The organism is Flagellimonas sp., assembly GCF_965233845.1.
Lineage (GTDB): Bacteria > Bacteroidota > Bacteroidia > Flavobacteriales > Flavobacteriaceae > Flagellimonas.
In genome coordinates, this window is record NZ_OZ247584.1 from 2,690,185 (window position 1) to 2,710,192 (window position 20,008).

Annotated in this window: 21 protein-coding genes; 14 read left to right on the forward strand and 7 right to left on the reverse strand. The window is 41.6% G+C overall.

The features are described 5' to 3' along the window. Window positions 1-68 precede the first annotated feature (68 nt). Window positions 69-1,646, reverse strand: a complete 1,578-nt coding sequence (locus ACO6S0_RS11855; RefSeq protein ID WP_422348585.1) for a sulfatase — start codon at window positions 1,644-1,646, stop codon at window positions 69-71. A gap of 67 nt (window positions 1,647-1,713) precedes the next feature. Next, on the reverse strand, window positions 1,714-2,487 hold the full coding sequence (mazG, locus tag ACO6S0_RS11860) for a nucleoside triphosphate pyrophosphohydrolase (protein WP_422348586.1): 774 nt from the start codon (window positions 2,485-2,487) through the stop codon (window positions 1,714-1,716). Window positions 2,488-2,590: 103 nt separating this feature from the next. Here mazG and ACO6S0_RS11865 point away from each other — a divergent pair, with 103 nt between their 5' ends. After that, window positions 2,591-3,262, forward strand: coding sequence for a GDSL-type esterase/lipase family protein (locus ACO6S0_RS11865; protein WP_422348587.1), 672 nt, complete (start codon window positions 2,591-2,593; stop codon window positions 3,260-3,262). 2 nt (window positions 3,263-3,264) lie between these two features. Next, entirely contained in the window at window positions 3,265-4,845 is a 1,581-nt protein-coding gene (locus ACO6S0_RS11870) for a family 20 glycosylhydrolase (RefSeq protein ID WP_422348588.1), read from the forward strand. Between the two features lie 3 nt (window positions 4,846-4,848). Here ACO6S0_RS11870 and ACO6S0_RS11875 read toward each other — a convergent pair whose 3' ends face one another. Genes ACO6S0_RS11875 through ruvX form a run of 3 tightly spaced genes read right to left on the reverse strand, consistent with a single transcriptional unit; the run spans window position 4,849 to window position 6,340 of the window. Beyond that, window positions 4,849-5,283: a DUF5606 domain-containing protein gene (locus ACO6S0_RS11875; protein WP_420400347.1), complete on the reverse strand. Its 435-nt coding sequence runs from the start codon at window positions 5,281-5,283 to the stop codon at window positions 4,849-4,851. A gap of 52 nt (window positions 5,284-5,335) precedes the next feature. Then, window positions 5,336-5,926, reverse strand: a complete 591-nt coding sequence (gene def / locus ACO6S0_RS11880; RefSeq protein ID WP_422348589.1) for a peptide deformylase — start codon at window positions 5,924-5,926, stop codon at window positions 5,336-5,338. A 3-nt stretch (window positions 5,927-5,929) separates the two neighbouring features. After that, entirely contained in the window at window positions 5,930-6,340 is a 411-nt protein-coding gene (gene ruvX / locus ACO6S0_RS11885) for a Holliday junction resolvase RuvX (RefSeq protein WP_422348590.1), read from the reverse strand. A gap of 99 nt (window positions 6,341-6,439) precedes the next feature. Between ruvX and ACO6S0_RS11890 the strand changes: the two genes are divergently transcribed. Then, window positions 6,440-7,255 (forward strand): 2,3,4,5-tetrahydropyridine-2,6-dicarboxylate N-succinyltransferase, encoded by an 816-nt coding sequence (locus ACO6S0_RS11890; RefSeq protein WP_422348591.1) that lies wholly within the window; start codon window positions 6,440-6,442, stop codon window positions 7,253-7,255. Window positions 7,256-7,530: 275 nt separating this feature from the next. Then, window positions 7,531-8,334 (forward strand): glycosyltransferase family 2 protein, encoded by an 804-nt coding sequence (locus ACO6S0_RS11895; RefSeq protein ID WP_422348592.1) that lies wholly within the window; start codon window positions 7,531-7,533, stop codon window positions 8,332-8,334. Here ACO6S0_RS11895 and ACO6S0_RS11900 read toward each other — a convergent pair. Further along, window positions 8,316-9,128: a glycosyltransferase family 2 protein gene (locus tag ACO6S0_RS11900; RefSeq protein WP_422348593.1), complete on the reverse strand. Its 813-nt coding sequence runs from the start codon at window positions 9,126-9,128 to the stop codon at window positions 8,316-8,318. The genes ACO6S0_RS11895 and ACO6S0_RS11900 overlap by 19 nt on opposite strands. A 74-nt stretch (window positions 9,129-9,202) precedes the next feature. Here ACO6S0_RS11900 and ACO6S0_RS11905 point away from each other — a divergent pair, with 74 nt between their 5' ends. From ACO6S0_RS11905 to ACO6S0_RS11940, 8 genes are all read left to right on the forward strand, one after another. Continuing rightward, window positions 9,203-10,249, forward strand: a complete 1,047-nt coding sequence (locus tag ACO6S0_RS11905; protein ID WP_422348594.1) for a glycosyltransferase family 52 — start codon at window positions 9,203-9,205, stop codon at window positions 10,247-10,249. A gap of 11 nt (window positions 10,250-10,260) precedes the next feature. Next, window positions 10,261-11,433, forward strand: a complete 1,173-nt coding sequence (locus tag ACO6S0_RS11910) for a cytidylyltransferase domain-containing protein (protein WP_422348595.1) — start codon at window positions 10,261-10,263, stop codon at window positions 11,431-11,433. Further along, window positions 11,423-12,292: an N-acetylneuraminate synthase family protein gene (locus tag ACO6S0_RS11915; RefSeq protein ID WP_422348596.1), complete on the forward strand. Its 870-nt coding sequence runs from the start codon at window positions 11,423-11,425 to the stop codon at window positions 12,290-12,292. Before ACO6S0_RS11910 ends, ACO6S0_RS11915 begins: the two co-directional genes overlap by 11 nt. Next, the gene (locus tag ACO6S0_RS11920; protein ID WP_422348597.1) at window positions 12,293-12,865 is read left to right on the forward strand and encodes an L-threonylcarbamoyladenylate synthase; all 573 of its coding nucleotides are present in this window, start codon (window positions 12,293-12,295) and stop codon (window positions 12,863-12,865) included. A gap of 1 nt (window position 12,866) precedes the next feature. Further along, the gene (locus ACO6S0_RS11925) at window positions 12,867-14,306 is read left to right on the forward strand and encodes a CCA tRNA nucleotidyltransferase (RefSeq protein WP_422348598.1); all 1,440 of its coding nucleotides are present in this window, start codon (window positions 12,867-12,869) and stop codon (window positions 14,304-14,306) included. Beyond that, a complete protein-coding gene (locus ACO6S0_RS11930) occupies window positions 14,293-15,306 on the forward strand; it encodes a COX15/CtaA family protein (protein ID WP_422348599.1) in 1,014 nt (337 codons plus the stop codon). The genes ACO6S0_RS11925 and ACO6S0_RS11930 overlap by 14 nt, the downstream gene beginning before the upstream one ends. Before the next feature lie 44 nt (window positions 15,307-15,350). Beyond that, window positions 15,351-15,845, forward strand: coding sequence for an IS1096 element passenger TnpR family protein (locus ACO6S0_RS11935; RefSeq protein WP_422348600.1), 495 nt, complete (start codon window positions 15,351-15,353; stop codon window positions 15,843-15,845). Window positions 15,846-15,966: 121 nt separating this feature from the next. After that, a complete protein-coding gene (locus ACO6S0_RS11940; RefSeq protein ID WP_422348601.1) occupies window positions 15,967-17,025 on the forward strand; it encodes a nucleoid-associated protein in 1,059 nt (352 codons plus the stop codon). A gap of 79 nt (window positions 17,026-17,104) precedes the next feature. On the opposite strand, the gene ACO6S0_RS11945 is transcribed toward ACO6S0_RS11940, so the two are convergent. After that, window positions 17,105-18,172, reverse strand: coding sequence for a hypothetical protein (locus ACO6S0_RS11945; RefSeq protein WP_422348602.1), 1,068 nt, complete (start codon window positions 18,170-18,172; stop codon window positions 17,105-17,107). 74 nt (window positions 18,173-18,246) lie between these two features. Between ACO6S0_RS11945 and ACO6S0_RS11950 the strand changes: the two genes are divergently transcribed. Further along, window positions 18,247-19,143, forward strand: a complete 897-nt coding sequence (locus ACO6S0_RS11950) for an ABC transporter ATP-binding protein (RefSeq protein WP_422348603.1) — start codon at window positions 18,247-18,249, stop codon at window positions 19,141-19,143. An 11-nt stretch (window positions 19,144-19,154) separates the two neighbouring features. Next, window positions 19,155-19,988 (forward strand): ABC transporter permease, encoded by an 834-nt coding sequence (locus ACO6S0_RS11955; protein ID WP_422348604.1) that lies wholly within the window; start codon window positions 19,155-19,157, stop codon window positions 19,986-19,988. Window positions 19,989-20,008: the final 20 nt, after the last annotated feature.

Sequence of the window (20,008 nt, forward strand, 5' to 3'; positions counted from 1 at the left end):
TGAACGGGTTTAGGCAGCCAAATATACTGCTTCCCCAAACCTTAACCGAACCATTTTACGGATAAAAATTATTCAAAGGCCGTGGTCAGAATTTCCTGCATTACAGGATAATCTTCATCCAAATCTCCATATTTAGCACGCTCTCTGAGCAACTGGTCCTTCATATCGGAAATAATGGTCGCGTACTTTTCATCAGCAATCGCATTTCTGATTTCCCTGGGGTCCTCCTGTAAATCGTAGAATTCCCACTGGGGCTCTGTACTTTCTGGAGTAGTTCCCTTTTTTCCTAGGTCTTGACCATAGAAGAGCGCCAATTTGTATCGATCATTTCTGATTCCAAAATGGGCAGGTCTTACCGGATTGTGCAACCAGTAGCGATAGTACATTTGCTTTCTCCAATTTTCCTGGGGCTGGCCTTCCAAGATGGGACGAAAACTTTCACCTTGCATGTAAGCAGGTTTTTCAATTCCAGCATAATCAGCTAGCAATGGAGCGAAATCGATATTAAGAATAATGTCGTCTATGCGCTGTCCTCCCTTTATTTTCTTTGGATACCGAATTACGAAAGGCATACGAAGGGATTCTTCATAAATAAGACGTTTATCAAAAAAGCCATGTTCCCCTAAAAAGTAGCCTTGATCTGCTGTATACACCACTATGGTATTGTCCGCAATTCCCTCCTCTTCCAACCAGTCCAATAGTTTTCCAATGTTATCATCAATAGCAGCACCACAACGCATAAAATCCTTTACCAATTTTTGATAGATTTTTTTTCGCTTTTGAATACTGTCCAGACCATCTAACGGGTAGGGCAACCCAGGGTATTGCGTCCAGAATACGTCAGGGTTCTTGGTGGCTCCTTCCCATCTGTCCGCCAAACGTTCCAAAATCTGCCCTTCAAAGGTTCTGCCAGTGGTTTCCTTCCCAAAATCCAATAAGGATTCGGGCTCTGGAATCTCTTCATTTTCATACAGGTGGGCAAAGCGTTTTGGGTATTCAAAAGGCTCGTGGGTGGCCTTGAAATTGCAGAACATCAAAAATGGCTTTTCGGTATCTCTTTGTTCCAAGTGCGAAATGGTCAAATCCGTGATTACGTCCGTTGAAAAACCTTCGTGCACGGTACCTTTAGTGCTGTCGTATCCATCTACCCAATCTTCATCAGTTTTCATAATGGGGTTCCAATACAACCCTTGGCCGGGCAACACATTGAAATAATCAAACCCTTCGGGTTTACCCACCAGATGCCATTTTCCAATTATAGCGGTTTGATATCCATTTGCTGACAGGGTCTTTGCGATATTTGGGTGTCCTTTTGGCAAAGGCTCGCTAAGTGTATATACTTGATTTACATGACTGTATTGGCCAGTTAATATGGCTCCCCTACTTGGTGTACAAATGGAATTGGTACAAAAAGCGTTATTTAAAACCGCCCCTTCCCTGGCCAAGCGTTCCAGGTTTTCATTTTGCACATAATTTTGGAGAATTCCACCATAAAGGCCCCATGCCTGTGAGGTATGGTCATCAGATAAAATGAATAGAATATTGGGTTGGGATGGTTCCTCTGGCTCTACTTTTGATTTGCAAGATACAAGAACTACTAATCCAAAAACGAGTGGGAAAATTTTGGTTTTGGCTATGGATGTCATTTTCAAGGGTTTATTTTGAAGAGGCATAAAACTATTGAAAATTGTGGACTATTCCCGGTGAGATTTGTTAGACTTTTTTGGCCTGTTCCCAAAAAACATTCATTTCATCCAAGGTCATTTCCTTGAGGGTTTTACCAGATTCCTTAGCCTTTTGTTCCAGATATTGGAATCTTTTGATGAACTTTTTATTGGTTCTTTCCAAGGCGTTTTCAGGATTAATGTCCAAAAAGCGCGCATAATTGACCATGGAAAAAAGGACATCCCCAAATTCCATTTCCAGACGATCGGGATTGCCCTGTTTTAATTCTTCTTGCAGTTCAGATAGTTCTTCCTTTACCTTTTCAAAAACCTGTTCGGGTTGCTCCCAATCAAATCCCACACCAGCCACCTTTTCCTGTATTCTATTGGCCTTGACCAAGGCTGGCAAACTATTGGGAACACCTTGAAGCACACTCTTCTTTCCTTCTTTCAGCTTGATGTTTTCCCAATTTTGCTTTACTTCTTCCTCATCCTGCACTTTTACATCTCCGTAGATATGCGGATGCCTATTGATCAACTTTTCTGCGATCTCATTGGCCACGTCTCCTATATCAAAGTCCTGGGTTTCCGAGCCAATTTTTGCATAGAATATGATATGAAGCAAAAGATCTCCTAGTTCCTTTTTCACCTCTTCCATGTCATTATCCAAAATGGCATCGCCCAATTCGTAGGTTTCCTCAATGGTCAAATGTCTCAGGGTCTGCATGGTCTGTTTTTTGTCCCAAGGACATCCGGCCCTTAATTCATCCATGATGGTAAGCAGCCTATCAATGGCCTTTAGCTGCCCAGATCTTTCATTCATCTATAAAATTTTATCTAAAAGTACAAAGACCATACATTTAGGAAGGCTGGTTTTTAGCTAATTTTGGACAACATGAAATTATTTATCAACAAGTCGCAAAGTCATGAAGTTTAGAATGAAGTCGCTCTTAATCACAGTCCTATTTTTATTAGCCCTTAATTTTGCCATGGGGCAAGATTCCTTGCCCTTTTCGAGAGAGGTTAAAGAGGTGCAAGAAAATACCCGGAAAGTTTGGGACAGTTCCAAAAACACTATCGTTTTTACAGGCAGTTCCAGTATTCGGATGTGGAGGGATCTACAAGAACGATTTCCGGAGTCGCACATTTTGAACACGGGCTTTGGGGGTTCTCAGTCCTCCGATTTGGAGCATTTTCTGGACGAACTGATTCTGGATTACAATCCTTCGCAAGTATTTATCTATGAGGGAGACAACGACATCAGTGCCAAAAAAAGCCCCCGGGCCATCATTGGAACCATGGAAGATATCCTAGGAGTACTTCAAACCAGACGGCCAGAGATGGATATTGTATTGATTTCGGCCAAGCCCAGCATTTCCAGATGGCATTTGAAGCGGAAATATATGCGCTTTAATAAAAGACTTCGGAAACTGGCTGCACAAACCCCAGGGGTTCGATTCGCGGACGTTTGGAATGTGATGCTGAACAAAAGAAAACTAAAAAGAGATCTTTTTATTGAAGACGGACTGCATATGAATGTCAAAGGTTATGACCTTTGGCACGAAGTCCTTAAAAATTACGTAAACCATACTTTATAGTCATGAAATTAAGAGTGATATGGGTTTTTGTAGTCGTTGTTTGTTTGGCGGCTTGTCAGCCTAAAAAGAAGGAAATCAATTTTCCTAAAACGGACTTGACGGAAGTTGCCTTGATTCCGAAGCCGGTTAAAACCATTGCCACCAACAGCGCATTTGCTCTTGATGCCGGAACGGTTATCTTCACTACCCAAACGGACTCCAAGTTTGAGGCGGTAGGCAAGTTTCTGTCCCAAAAAATCAAACTAAAAACCGGGTTGAATCTGGGTGTAAACCACACCAATGACGAACAGCCCTTGGAGCGGGTGGTGTATATCAACCAATCTGATAGTGAGGAACTGAAAACTCCGGAATCTTATCAACTCTACATTAAAAAAGACTCCATTCTGTTAAATGCCAAGACTGCTGCTGGAGCTTTTAGAGGGATTCAGACACTTCGCCAACTCATTCCCGAACAGACGAACGATACCTTAGTAGATCATCCGCTCTGGTTAATTCCCACCGGTAAGGTTTTAGACGAACCCAGATACGCTTATAGGGCTTCGATGTTGGATGTTGCACGTCATTTCTTCACGGTGGACGAGGTTAAAAAATACCTGGATATTCTTGCTTACTACAAATACAACGCGCTGCATCTCCATCTTTCAGATGATCAAGGGTGGCGTATTGAAATCAAATCTTGGCCCAAACTTACCGAAGTGGGTGCTGCCAGTGAAGTTGGCGGCGGTGAAGGAGGTTTTTATAGCCAAGAGGAATACAAGGACATTGTGGCCTACGCTGCGGAAAGACACATTACCATCATCCCGGAAATAGACATGCCAGGGCATACCAATGCAGCCTCCTTAAGCTACCCCATACTGCATGCCGGCGGTAAGGCAGATACGCCCAGGGTGAGAACCGACATGTTGGTGGGTTATAGCTCCTTTCATACACGAAAAGACACTGTCTACGCTTTTTTGGATGATGTAATCCGGGAAATTGCCGCCATTACCCCTGGGCCTTATTTTCATATTGGCGGGGATGAAAGTCATGTGACCAAAAAGAAGGATTATATCCACTTTGTGGAGAAGGTGGAAAAAATTGTGCTCAAACACGGGAAGACACCTGTGGGCTGGAACGAAATTGCACAGGCAGATATTAGTTCCTCAAGCGTCCTGCAATTATGGAACGAGCCACATAATGCCGTCAAAGCTGCCAAGAACGGCTCCAAAATCATCGTTTCTTCCGCAGAAAAAATGTACTTGGACATGAAGTACGATTCTATTTCTGAATATGGTTTGACATGGGCCGGGATGATTCCGGTTGATGTTGCCTATAATTGGGACCCCACTACCTTTTTGGAGGAACTGCCACAAGAAAGCATTTTAGGTATTGAAGCACCGCTGTGGTCCGAGACCATCAGTAATAGTGCTGAATTGGAGTATTTGGCTTTTCCCAGGGCCATTGGCTTTGCCGAAATGGGTTGGTCTCCTGCCGCACATAGAAATTGGGACGAATACAAGCTAAGACTTGCCAAACAAGTGCCTTATTTATCTAGAATGAATGTGAATTTTTATCGTACCAAACTGGTGGACTGGCCAGAATAAGGTTTATTCTTCTTCGGATGATGAGGCCGTAACCTCTTCTTCCTTTGCTTCTGTGAAGTCAGTGATTTTATTATCCAAAAGCAAGTTATACCACTGGATTATTTTCTTAATGTCACTGGCATACACTCTATCCTCGTCATAATTAGGCAATATTTCAAAGAAATACTCCTCCAACGCAATTTTCTCCGCTTTATGGCTCACACTTGTTTTTTGGCCATTTTCCTTTTCCTTTATTTTGGAAAATACTTCCCTTAAAGGCACTTCTTCTTGTAGGGTGTAAATGGCAATCTCGGACAATACACTTACGTTGTTGCGCATGCCCACCGTTACTCGTTTTCCATCTAGAAGGGATTCGCCAACAAAACCAGTACGGGTTTGGGTTAATAGTTTGTAAAGACCAGGTTTTCCTGCAATTGATAAAATTTTGTCCAGTGCCATATTTTGGTTTTATGCGCGCAAAATTATGCTTTTATAGCTAACAGCATTTTTTTTAACGTCCTTTTTTGATATTCGGAAATCTCATTTTGTAGTCCACACTTATTTTTCCTTTGGAAATTTTGTCCAGCCTACTTTTTAGGAGCCTTTTCTTTAAAGAAGAAAGTTTATCCGTAAAAAGTACGCCTTGGATATGGTCGTACTCATGCTGAATTACCCTTGCCAAAAGCCCATCGTAGGTTTCAGTGTGCTCCTTGAAATTCTCATCCACATAACTAATGGTAAGCTGTGGTTTACGCTTTACATCTTCCCTAATATCGGGAATACTAAGGCAACCTTCATTAAAGTCCCATTCCTCACCTGTCTCATCCTCAATAGTGGCATTGATAAAAATTTTTTTGAACCCTTTCAATGCTTCCTGTTCTTGTGGATCCAGTTCCTCATCATCCGCAAAAGGAGTAGTATCCACCATAAACATTCGGATAGGAAGGCCTACCTGGGGGGCGGCCAGTCCAACTCCGTGGGCATTATACATGGTCTCCCACATATTGGCAATTAGTTCCGATAATTTGGGATACTCGTCATTGATTTCCTTGGCTACTTTGCGCAAAACGGGATCCCCGTAGGCTACAATGGGTAAAATCATAAACTAAAATCTGTTTAAGTAGGCCTGCAAAATAAGGGTTGCACTTATCTCATCGACCAGGGCTTTATCTTGACGTTTTTTCTTTTTCATTCCACTTTCCACCATGGACTGAACGGCCATTTTTGAAGTGAAACGTTCATCTTGGCGAGCTATGGGTATTTCTGGAAAAGCTGCTGCCAACTTTTTCAAAAAAGGTTGGATCAATGTTTCAGATTCCGATGGGGTATTATCCATTTGTTTGGGCAATCCTACCACAAACCTTTCCACCTTTTCGTTTTTTAAGTAATCCGCAATAAAACTTAGCAATTCTTTGGTTGCTACCGTGGTAAGACCTGATGCAATGAGTTGAAGCTCATCCGTTACTGCAATGCCGGTCCTCACCTTCCCAAAATCCAAAGCTAAAATTCTCGCCAAGTCTAAATTTTTGGCAAAAATAACCCTAAAAATGTTATGCCATTAAAATAAGGTCGAATATTCTTTTGAGCCGACTATCTTTGTCAAAATTTAAAAAATATGACACAGCTAAGGGCTCGCATTGAAGACGCTTGGGAGAACAGGGAACTGCTAAAAGAAGAAGCAACCCAAAACGCCATTAGAGAGGTAATCAACCTGATTGATTTGGGCAAATTGCGATGCGCCGAACCCACTGAAGATGGTTGGCAAATCAATGAATGGGTCAAAAAAGCTGTGGTATTGTATTTCCCTATCCAGAAGATGGAAGTTCTGGAAGCTGGCATCTTTGAATACCATGATAAAATTCCATTGAAGAGAGGCTATCAGGAAAAAGGCGTCAGGGTGGTACCCCACGCTGTTGCCAGACATGGTGCCTACATTTCTTCAGGTACCATTTTAATGCCCAGCTATGTGAACATTGGGGCTTATGTAGACGAGGGTACCATGGTGGACACCTGGGCCACTGTGGGTAGCTGTGCACAAATTGGTAAAAACGTCCATTTAAGTGGAGGCGTTGGTATTGGAGGTGTCCTTGAACCCTTGCAAGCCGCCCCGGTAATCATTGAGGATAATGCCTTTATCGGTTCGCGTTGTATTGTGGTAGAAGGGGTTCGGGTTGAAAAAGAAGCTGTTTTGGGCGCCAATGTGGTGTTGACCGCTTCCACAAAAATAATCGACGTTACCGGCGATGAACCCATTGAGCTAAAGGGCAGGGTTCCCGCACGTTCTGTGGTAATTCCGGGCAGTTATACCAAAAAATTTGCTGCTGGAGAGTATCAAGTCCCTTGTGCCTTGATCATTGGAAAAAGAAAGGAAAGCACCGATAAAAAGACGTCTCTTAACAATGCGCTTAGAGAGCATGATGTTGCGGTTTAAGTACTGCAAGATTGTTCAGTTCCTAAGCTTTGAAGCCAAATAAAAATTTAATTACCTCAATAAATTAGGGGCGGATGGTATTTTTTTATCGTACCAAGCAACCTATTTTATTTTTGACATCTATACCTTACAAAACCACCTACATTGTTAAAATTTTATGGAGTAATTGGAGGATTTCGTAAATCGAAATAGTGTAAGAAAATTACGCTTTAAAACAATTTTCTCCTGATTATTTTGTTATAGTTTTGTAATCACCAAACCGTGTACCAATAAATATGGCTGGATTGAGCACCCCAAAGCAAAAGCTATCCGCGCTTGTCATTACCTACAATGAAATAGGATATATTGAGCGATGTATTGAGTCAGTTACCTTCGCTGATGAGATTTTAGTTGTGGATTCTTATAGTACAGATGGCACCTATGAATATCTTCAAAACCATCCTAGGGTAAAAGTAATTCAGCACCCTTTTCAGAATTTTACCGCCCAAAAATCCCATGCCTTGAAGCAAGCTTCAAATGATTGGGTGTTATTTTTGGATGCCGATGAAGTTGTGAGTCCCAAACTACAGGAAGAAATCATTACCACCATAAATGACCCAAAAGCCTGTGAGGCCTATTGGTTCTATCGCATTTTTATGTTTCAGGATACCCGACTGAACTTCAGTGGGTGGCAAACCGATAAAAATCACCGACTTTTTAGAAAAAGTAAGGCCAAATTCACCGATAGAAAGTTAGTGCACGAAACCTTGGAAGTGGACGGTAATTCTTGCATCCTAAAAGAGCGTTTAACCCATTACTGCTACAAAAATTATGAAGATTACAAGGGTAAAATGCTCAGATACGGTCAGCTTAAAGCCAAGGAAGCTTTCTACACGGAAAAGCAGTTCAATTATTTTTCATTGGTCTTTAGACCCCTTTGGAAATTCTTCAACCATTATGTGATTCGTTTAGGCTTTTTAGATGGCAAAAAGGGAATCACCATTAGTTACCTGAATGCCCTTGGTGTCCTTGAAAGATATCGGGAATTGAAACGGTTGGAAAAGAAAAACGAGCTCACCTATTATTTGGTAATGCCATAGTGCGTCCAAACACTTTTACTTTGCTTTACCTCTTTTCTAATGGCCTTGTTCTTGGCCAAAGCTTCTGGATTTACATAGCCCCTATTGTGATCAAGGTGAATACACACAGCACTGTATCTTAATTGCTTGGTTTTTATTCCAAAATTCACCATACGCTCCCCCATTTCGCGGTCTTCTCCACCATATTGCATACGTTCGTCAAACCCATTGACATTTAAAATATCCTGTTTCCAAGCAGAAGAGTTGTGCCCATTCCAACTGGGGTTGGTGGGTGTGAATGCATTTAAGAGCTTGGAAACAAATCCATTGGCCGTCAACTTATTGTTTTTAAAAGTTTTCGGAATTCCTTTTTCCTTAAGCCAATTGATGTTAAAGCAATTTTGCCGCAAAATATCCTCTTTGGTAATGGCCAGGGAAATATTCATGGGCAACATATAATAGCCTCCAGAAATAAATGTGGAAGGAGCCTTATTGATATAATGCACCTGTACAAAATCCTCTCTGGGAATACAATCCCCATCGGTCATAATGATATAATCCGTTTCTGTGGCAACAATGGCCTTGTTCAAAATCCTGCATTTTTGAAAGCCATTGTCCTCTTGCCAAACATGCTTTATAGGATACCCAAGTTCATTCCTTATGGACTCAATTCGGTTCTTGGTTTCTTCGGCAGAGCCGTCGTCCGCAATGACCACCTCGAAATCCTTATAAGTCTGGCAATGGAACCCCCAGAGCACTTTTTCCAACCAGTCCGGTTTGTTGTAGGTACTTATGATTACACTGACAGCAGGCATTAATTATAGTTTTTCAGTACTTTTGCAAATGTAGTTTTTTGAGGTACATCTCCAATATAATTCCCGCAATTTATATGCATCGAACCTACGTAGGCTCTACTATATACCACATTTATCTCTCCTTGATCCATATCATAAAAAATTCGGAATACTCCTTGGACAATTGTGGAAATAACCTTTTGTTTTTGGTGGAAAGCACCCCTATGATCGAAACTTTGATTCCCAATCTTAAAAAACGTTTTTTCAGGGATGTCCATATCATCTCGGAACGCAGGGATCATGTAAAAGATTTGGGAAAATTCAATTATTCGCTCCGAAGAAAATCCAAATTGATACCATATTTGGAGGCTAAACATCCCGAACTGGCCATTGAAAAAGAGTTTATTAAAAATGCTGAGTTATACCTATGCGATACGGACTCTTCCAAAAGCTATTTTCTATATGAATTTGGCAAGAAAAAAGACATTAATATGATTGAGGACGGGGCTAGAACGTATAGACAAAGACATTCCTCCTTTGAGCAACTCCTCAAGACCTATATAACCAAAACGCCCATTGGTGGTGGATTTGATAAGGAAATAGCCACCATTTACGCCCAATTCCCGAAAAAACTCCCAGAGGGCATACAAAACAAAGCAAAGGAACTAAACATTAAAAAAGAGGTTGCCCAGTGGCCCGAAAGTATAAAACAAGAGGTTTTCCAGTTGTTTATCCAGGATGGCGCACTTGAGCTTGCCAACAGTAACAATGCCTTAATCCTTACCCAACCCATTTCCGAGGATAAGGTAGTTGCCGACGAGGAAGTCAAAATTGCGATGTACAAAGATCTTATCTCCAAAGTACCGCAGGACATGAACATCATTCTAAAGACGCATCCCAGAGAGCTTACCAATTATAAGGAACACTTTAAAAACATTACGGTATTGCCGGCTCTTTTTCCGATAGAAATTCTGGGGTTGAAGGAGGGTTTTTATTTTGAAAAAGGGTATACCTTATTTTCCACGGCCTTGTCAAACTTGGAAATAGTTAAAGAACGCTTTTTTCTAGGTAAGGATTATTTGGATAAATTTACCGTCGGCGCAACCAGGGACTTGATCCAAAACATGGAAATCCCTTCCTAAAAATGCAAAGCATGCAAAAAAAGACCATAGGTTTTATCCCCTTACGAAAAAACTCCAAAGGCATCCCTGGTAAAAACAAGAAAAAGTTATTGGGCCGGCCCTTGTTTTCTTGGGTGCTGAGCGAAGCCATTTTTTCCAACTTGAACGAGGTATATGTGTTCACCGATGATGAGGAAATCATTGCCTACATTGACAAAAACTATACCTGGACAAACAAGGTCAAGCCGCTTTTGCGCTCAGCCCAAAACGCATCGGATACTGCCTCCACGGAGTCGGCAATGCTGGAATTCTCGGAGCTCATCAACCACGATTATGATGTTTTCTGCCTCTTACAGGCCACCTCGCCGCTAACGCAAAGAACAGACATCAACAAAGGATTGGAGCTCGTTTTGAATGGAACATATGATGCTGCACTAAGCGTGGTTCGCACACACAGGTTTATTTGGTCCAAGGATGGTAAAAGTCTTAACTACAATTTCAATAAACGGCCCAGAAGACAGGATTTTGATGGTTTGCTTATGGAAAACGGTGCCGTTTACACCTCCCTAAAGAAAGCTTTTCTGGTATCAGGTAACCGACTTAGTGGCAAAATTGGATTGGTGGAAATGTCAGAGGACACTTTAGTGGAAATAGATTCTGAAACCGACTGGCACGTCATAGAACAATTGCTAATTTCCAGTTTTAAGACCAAAAAAACACCACAACGCATCTCGCATCTTATTCTTGATGTGGACGGGGTTTTTACAGATGGCAAAGTTACCTATGGAAAAACCGGAGAGCTATCCAAAACGTTTGACATGCGGGATGGTATGGGATTGGAGATCCTTAGGCAACACAATGTCAACGTCATGGTAATGACCTCGGAAGATTCCGAAACGGTGGCACAACGCATGAAAAAACTACAAATTGAGGATGTTTTTCTTGGGGTAAAGGACAAATACTCCTTCTTGGAAAACATCTTACAGGAACGCAAGCTTACGGCTCAAGAATTGGCGTACATTGGGGATGATGTCAACGATATGGCCAATATGCTTCGAGTGGGTTGGTCGTTTTGCCCGGCCAATGCAACAAAACCCATAAAGTATCAAGCTGATGTGGTTTTAACCCATGCATCAGCGAATGGAGCCATCAGAGAGGCTTGCGAATTTATCATGAACTACAATCTAAGATTTAATGACCTATAAAGAACCCTATATCATTGCAGAAATTGGCTGTAACCACAAAGGTGATATGAAAATAGCCAAAGAGCTCATTTACATGGCCAAGATTTTTGGTAATGCCAATGCGGTAAAATTTCAAAAAAGGAACAACAAGGAATTGTTGACAGAGGAGCAGTACAACGAACCGCACCCCAATCCGGTCAATTCTTATGGAAATACGTATGGGGAACATCGGGAGTTTTTAGAATTTGATGTGGAGCAGCACAAAGAGTTGATGGCCTATTGCAATGAAGTGGGCATTACCTACTCCACTTCCGTTTGGGACACTACCTCGGCAAAGGAGATTGCCAGCCTAAATCCTGAATTCATCAAGATTCCATCAGCATGCAATAACCACTATGAAATGTTGGGATGGTTATGCGACAATTATAAAGGTGAACTGCACATTTCCACGGGAATGACCACAAAAGATGAGATTTCAACCTTGGTGGATTTCTTTGAAGAACGCGGTAGGGCGAAAGATTTGGTGGTCTACAATTGCACCTCTGGCTATCCGGTTCCTTTTGAGGATATCTGCCTGCTAGATATTCTAAAGCTTAAGGAAAAATATGATGACCGTGTAAAAAGCATCGGTTTTTCAGGGCATCACTTGGGCATTGCTGTTGATGTCGCTGCCTATACCCTGGGTGCACACATCATTGAGCGTCATTTTACACTGGACAGAACATGGAAAGGCACAGACCATGCTGCTTCGCTGGAACCCATGGGACTTCGCAAACTCTGCAGGGATGTTCGTGCGACCCATCAGGCATTGACCTACAAACAAAAGGACATTCTGGATATTGAGAGCGTACAGCGCGAAAAACTGAAATACAAAAAGTAAATGAAGCCTGACTTTGGTCCAGAACTCGCCAAAGCAAAGGAAATTTTGCAATCTGGCGGGCTCATTCTCTATCCAACCGATACTATTTGGGGTATTGGCTGCGACGCCACTAATCCTGAAGCTGTAAAAAAGGTCTACGAACTTAAACAGCGAGAAGACAGCAAAGCTTTAATCTGTTTGGTTTCCAGTCAAGCCATGCTGGAACGCCATATTAAACAGGTTCCCGAAGTGGCCTATGATATTATGGATTTCGCCACCAAACCTACCACCATAGTCTTTGATAACCCCATCGGGATTGCTAAAAACCTGATCGCCTCAGATAACACCTTGGCCATTAGGGTAGCATCTGATACATTCTGTCAATATCTCATTAACAATTTTGGAAAACCCATTGTGTCCACCTCCGCAAACATTTCCGGTTTTCCGTCTCCCAAACATTTTGGGGAGATAGTCCCAGAAATTTTAAAAGGAGTGGACTATGTGGTAAATTTGCCGGACGAAAACAAAGACCCTTCACCTTCTTCCATCATTAAGCTTAGCAACGATGGGCAGGTCAAGGTAATCCGGGAGTAGCATGGCGCAGGAATTCCATAAAAAGGTACTAGAAAATCCAATTTTTACGATCATTGGTGAGGCTTCCAAAGAACTGGGTCTGGATTCCTATGTTATTGGTGGATTTGTCAGGGACTACCTGCTTCAAAGAGGAGCTCCAAAAGATATTGACATTGTTGCCGTGGGAAGTGGAATCAAGTTGGCTGAAAAAGTAGCGTCCAAACTACAAGGAAATCCCCAGATTTCTGTTTTCAAGAATTTTGGGACTGCCATGATCAAACACCAAGATTTTGAGCTTGAATTTGTGGGTGCACGTAAGGAAAGTTACGACCGAAACAGCCGTAAACCTGTTGTGGAAAACGGAACTTTGGAAGATGACCAAAATAGACGGGATTTTACCATTAACGCCATGGCATTGAGCCTTAATCCTGAAAATTTTGGGCTTCTGTTGGATCCCTTCAATGGAAGAAAAGATTTGGAACAGCAAATTATTAGGACTCCGCTTGAACCTGGCACCACATATTCAGATGACCCGCTTCGGATGATGCGCGCCATTCGGTTTGCCACCCAATTGAATTTTACCATTGAATTACGTTCGCTTCAGGCCATCACGGAAAACAAAGACCGCATAAAAATTGTTTCCAAGGAACGCATTGTAGATGAGCTACATAAAATTCTTTCAAGCAATAAACCCTCAATTGGTCTTGGATTAATGCATCAAACCGGGCTCCTTCCCTACATCTTACCTGAATTGACCACACTTCAGGGCATTGAAGAAATTGAGGGACAACGACACAAGGACAATTTTTGGCACACTTTGGAAGTAGTGGACAATATTGCCCAAACCACCGATAATCTTTGGTTACGCTGGGCCGCTTTGTTGCACGATATTGGAAAAGCTCCTACCAAGAAATTCCACAAAAAAATAGGCTGGACCTTCCACGGCCACGAGTTTGTTGGTTCCAAAATGGTGTACAAACTCTTTAAACGCCTTAGGATGCCCCTGAACGAGAAAATGAAGTTCGTACAGAAGATGGTGCTCATGAGTTCCAGGCCCATAATTTTGTCCGAAGACCATGTAACGGATTCGGCAGTTAGGCGGTTGGTCTTTGATGCAGGCGAGCATGTGGAAGATTTAATGACTTTATGTGAGGCGGATATCACTACCAAAAATCCCAGAAAACAGAAAAAGTACAAGAACAACTTTAAGGTTGTCCGGCAAAAAATCGTCGAAGTTGAGGAACGGGATCACATCCGAAATTTTCAACCTCCTGTTTCTGGGGAGGAAATCATGAAGGTTTTTAACCTTAAACCTTCCAAAGAGATTGGAATTCTAAAGGATGCCATCAAAGAGGCCATTTTGGAAGGGGAAATCCCCAATGAATATGAGGCTGCCTATCAATTTATGTTGGAAAAAGGGAAACAAATGAATCTTGAACCCGTTGCGGATGAAAAAAAATAAATACGTTATCTATTGGCTCCTGACGGGCTGTGTTCTTATTTTCATTATGGTAGTAGTGGGTGGAATCACCAGACTTACGCATTCCGGACTTTCCATATCCGACTATAAGCTGATCAGCGGAACCTTACCTCCCATGAATCAACAAGAGTGGGAAGAAGCATTTGAACTCTATCAGCAGTATCCCGAATATCAAAAGCTAAACTACCATTTTACCCTGGAGGACTTCAAGAGTATCTATTTCTGGGAATGGTTGCACAGGGTAATTGGCAGGTTCATAGGCATAGTATTCATTGTACCGTTCCTGTTCTTTTTGGTTACCAAAAAACTAGATCGACCTACTATACGGAAATCGCTGGTTTTACTTTTTTTAGGAGGATTTCAAGGCTTTCTGGGCTGGTATATGGTAAAAAGTGGATTGGTGGACCGCCCTGATGTTTCTCATTATCGCCTGGCCGCCCATCTAACCACGGCTTTCTTGACCTTTGCCTATAGCCTTTGGGTAGCGCTTGATCTTATATATCCCAGCAAGAAGGAGGTTCAGAAATCCATCAGAAACCTAATTCGCGCGGCCCTTGTGGTATTGATCATCCAAATTATTTGGGGAGCATTTGTAGCTGGATTGGACGCAGGATTCATTCATAACCACTGGCCGCTGATGAGCGACGGAAAATTGATTCATGAAACGGTCTATATTGAACAACAGCCCTTTGTCAAAAATCTTTATGAAGGTAAAAGCGGCGTTCAATTCGTGCACCGCTATCTGGCCTATGTGGTAGTGGCTTTTGTTTTGGCCATTTGGTACAAAACCAAGAAAGTAAAGTTGACCTCACCACAACAAAAAGGAATTCAAATGCTGCTTATTTTGGTGTTCGCCCAGTTTTTATTGGGTGTTTTAACCTTGATCATGGCAGTACCCTTATGGCTTGGTATTTTGCATCAGGTTGGGGCATTTTTTCTTCTGGCGGCAATGACCTTTAGCTTGCACAGGTTCACCAAATAACCCACTATTTATTGTAACTTTGACCCCACTTTAATTTTTGCTGGATGATATACAAAATCAGGATCATTCTTGATGCGGAAGAGGATATTTTTCGGGATTTGGAAATAGAGGCTTCCAATACCTTGGAAGAGTTTCACAATTCCATTACCCAAGCCTTTGGATTTGGGGGAAGTGAAATGGCCTCCTTTTACACCTGTGATGAGGATTGGAACCAAGATGAGGAAATCGCACTCTTTGATATGAGTGAAAACGGTTCTGATGTGCGTTTAATGAACGAAACCGTTCTGGATGATGTGCTTAGTGAACAAAGTCCCAAAATGATTTATGTATATGATTTTTTGAGCATGTGGACCTTTTTTGTGGAATTGGCCGATATGGTTGAAAAGGAAGATGGCCGTTCTTATCCCAATGTATTGTTCAGCTTTGGTGAGCTTCCTGATGCCCCACCAGAGAAAAAATTCGAATCCAAACCTTCAATGGACTTTGACGATTCATTTGACAGCTACGATGATTTGGATTTTGACGAAAATTGGAACTGATTAAGGACAAATTCAAACTTAAGTTCAAGTTCAAGTTCAAATTTCAAGCCCAAACTCAAGTTCAAATCAATAAACATCCGCAACCTTTAACCCGTAACCCGCAACCTTTTACCCATTAACAATGCTAAACCTATATCCTGCCCAAATTGAAAGTGTATCCCTTCATCGTGTGGGCAACAAAAGTAAAAACGAATCCGTCTTTTTGTCCGCACAACCCTTCAGTTTAAACGATGAAATGTCCGGGCTTTTGAAAGAGTATTTCTTTAGACCCTTTAGAGAAAAAGAAGAGAATTACTTTCGATTTGACAACGAGGTGGATGTGGAATTCAATGAAGTTTACAAGCTTGTTGGTGAGATTTTTGAAGACGTTTCCCAAATCCATTCGGTTTCCAAGAAAATAACCACCCATCTTTTTGAACAGTCCAACCACCCCCACATAAAAAGTGGAGAGGTCTATGTGGTTCACTTTTCAGACATGGTATTGGACAACCAAAAAGTGGAGGCTGCGGGAATTTTCAAAAGTGAGCTAAAACACGATTTTTTACAGTTCCAGGAAGAAGGTCAAAACTTGGAAATCCTTATCAAGCAGGGAATCAACATTAATAAGTTGGACAAGGGGTGCATCATTTTCAATTTAGCCAAAGAAGATGGATACAAGGTTTTATCCGTGGATAGTAATCGGTATGACGCCAAATATTGGTTGGAGAACTTTTTGGGCCTGTCCCCGCTCACAGATGAGAACTTTTACACCAAGAATTATCTAAAGTTCTGTCAAAACTTTGCCAAGGACGTGGTTTTACCTGCAGAGGACAAACAACAGGAAGTGCTTTTTATGAATCGCGCGGTAAACCATTTTGCCAAAAACGATGCCTTTGAAGAAACTTCATTTTTGAATGAGGTCATGGAAAATCCTGAACTGATTCCCGAGTTTAAGCATTACAAGGTTGAAAAAGGGCCTAAATACAGTATTGAGGATGTTTCCAATTTTGACATTGCCAACAAGGCCGTTTCCGACGCTCGTAAAAAAATAAAGAATGTCATTAATCTGGATACCAACATTCAGATTAAAATGGATTTTATCAACCCGGAATCCGCAGAAAAATTTGTGGAAAAAGGCTGGGACGAGGAACGACAGATGTACTACTATCTAGTATATTTTAACAAGGAGCAGAAAAGTTAGCCTTTATTAATCCAAATGTTCAACAAACCACATCCAGCATCTGACATCTGACCTCTGACATCTAAAATCTGACAACCAGCTATCCAAAAATCTGTCTCATGTTCACATCTTGATAATTCCGCTTCACAAAATCAAGCGCTAAAGCCAAAACCTCGCCCATGGTATTGCATCTTTTAAAATTAACATCCTTGGCAAGTTCGTAAATTTCCAATTTCAGTTGGGTAATGTTGTCTTCCAAGGAAATTTCGTCCATCACGCAGGCATTCAATAACCTTTTGATTCTTTTTCCCGAGCTGAGAATCCGTTTGGCAACCATAGAACGTTCTTCAATTTTGTATTGGTCCACAGAATGCTTTTGCAACTTGGATCTGACCAATTCCACCATTTTATTATTCTCCTTGAAAAACTGGGGGCGATACACCTTTAACTTTCCTTCAAAGCACTGCTGATCAAAATCAATAGCCCTTATTTTGTACACCACATGGTCAAAATCATGCACTGGAACAATAACGTAGTTGTAGGATCGCATATCTCCCAGAAGCCTGATCATACAGCGCTCGTTGAACTTTACAAATTCCTTGGCCAACTGTGCCTTTTCCGCCTCGGTGCATTTGGGCAACATGTCCTCGATAAATACGTCGCCAGGAATCCCTGCAATATGTTCCTCAATCAAGGTATCACCAAATACCAAGAAGTTAAGGTTGTATGGTGAAAGCATATGTTCCAATTCCAATCCATATACCCTGGAAGCGTCCGTTTTTTTGACATAGAAGTAGGTGTAATTGTCATTGAGGATGTTCCGGACCTTGATGCGGAAGGGTTTCGAATTCCCAAAAGTGCAGTAATCCACAGCATCCACATTGAGATACTCCAAAATTCGGTCTCCCCCATCCGAGTGCAAAATGGAATACACCTTTTTCAGGCTTAAATCGATTTCTTCGCGATCAAAATCGGAATAATACACCCTTACCCATAGCGTATCCTCCCCATCAGCATCATAAACCACCACAGAACCTGCAAAGCGCAAAAGATCTTCGTAAAAAATGGGAATCTCAATTTTACGGCTGTACCGGTGTAGATATCCATCCAGTTTTTTGTTGACCGGATAGGCCGGTTTTTTCTTCGACATCAATTTTTCTTCGGACATTCTTTCCCTAATTTGTAACAAAATTGGCTAATCCTCGTCAAGTTACTATAAACTAATCAAAAAACGATTCCGTCTTGGAAACAATACTGACCGTACAAAACCTGACCAAGAAATTTGGTTTTCTTACCGCTGTTAAAGACTTGTCCTTTACCATAGAAAAGGGCAACGTATATGGCATTTTGGGGCCAAATGGTAGCGGTAAATCCACCACTTTGGGCATTATCCTTAATGTGGTCAACCGTACATCAGGTAATTTTAGCTGGTTTGACGGCAACACCTCTACCCATGAAGCTTTAAAAAAGGTCGGGGCCATCATTGAACGTCCCAATTTCTATCCCTATATGTCTGCGATTCAGAACTTGAAGCTGGTTTGTAAGATCAAAGATGTCCCTGAGATCAAGATTCAGGAAAAATTGGAATTGGTGGGTCTTTGGGACCGCAAGGACAGTAAATTCAAAACCTATTCGTTGGGAATGAAACAGCGTTTGGCCATTGCCTCGGCTCTGTTAAACGACCCAGAAATTCTTATTCTGGATGAACCTACCAATGGATTGGACCCCCAAGGTATTCATCAAATCAGACAAATTATCAAGAAAATTGCCGGTCAAGGCACCACCATCCTTTTGGCCTCACACTTGTTGGACGAGGTAGAAAAAGTATGTTCCCATGTGGTCATCCTGAGAAAGGGAGAAAAGTTGTACTCGGGTCCTGTAGATGGCATGTTGGCCAGTCATGGGTTCTTTGAGCTTCGTACATCGGACATGGACAAGTTGGAACAACTGCTGGATAAAAACGCCAGTTTTGGGAAAATCACCCGAGAGAATGGCACTCTTACTGCCTATCTTAAAGAAGAAATGCAGGCGGAGGAACTCAACAAGATTTTATATGAAAAAGGCTTGGTTTTATCCCATCTGGTAAAACGGAAGGAAAGTCTTGAAGAGCAATTTTTGACCTTGACCAAAAACAACTAATCAGAAAACGAATGGTACGCTTACTACAAATAGAATTCATAAAGCTTTGGAACAATAGGGCCAGTAAAATTTTAATCACGTCTTACTTTGTGCTATTGACCTCCATTGCGTTGATTGCAGCCATAAAGTTCGATATTGGCCCTGTAAAATTTCATTTAGCAGATCAAGGAATCTTCAATTTTCCTTATATCTGGCACTTCAACACCTTTGTCACGGCCATTTTTAAGCTGTTCCTCGCCATAGTCATTGTATCCATGATGGCCAACGAGTATAGCAATAAAACCATCAAACAAAACCTTATCGATGGGTTGTCCAAAAAGGAATTCATTGCTTCCAAATTTTTGACGGTCATCTCATTTTCCTTGATTTCCACCGTCTTCGTCTTTGTGGTTTCCATGATTTTGGGACTCGTTTATTCTGACTACAATGAAATTTCAATCATATTCTCAGACCTGGAATTCCTGCTGGCCTTTTTCATCAAATTGGTTGGATTTTTCTCGTTCTGTCTCTTCCTAGGCATTTTCGTCAAACGCTCTGCTTTTGCGCTAGGATTTCTGATTCTATGGGCTGTTTTGGAACAAATTGTCTTTGGTTTACTGGGCTGGAAAGTTATGAGTTGGGACAATGCCAAAGCGGTCAAAGACTTCTTTCCTTTGGAATCCATGACCAACTTGATCAAGGAACCGTTTACAAGACTATCTGCCGTTCAGAACATTGGGCAGCAAATTGGCGAGAACATGAGTTTTGACTATCATGTATATTGGTATGAGTTCTTGATTGTCATCTTTTGGACTGTACTTTTTGTCTATTTATCATACGTATTGTTGAAAAAGCGGGATTTATAGTATCTTGTCAGGTACTGTTT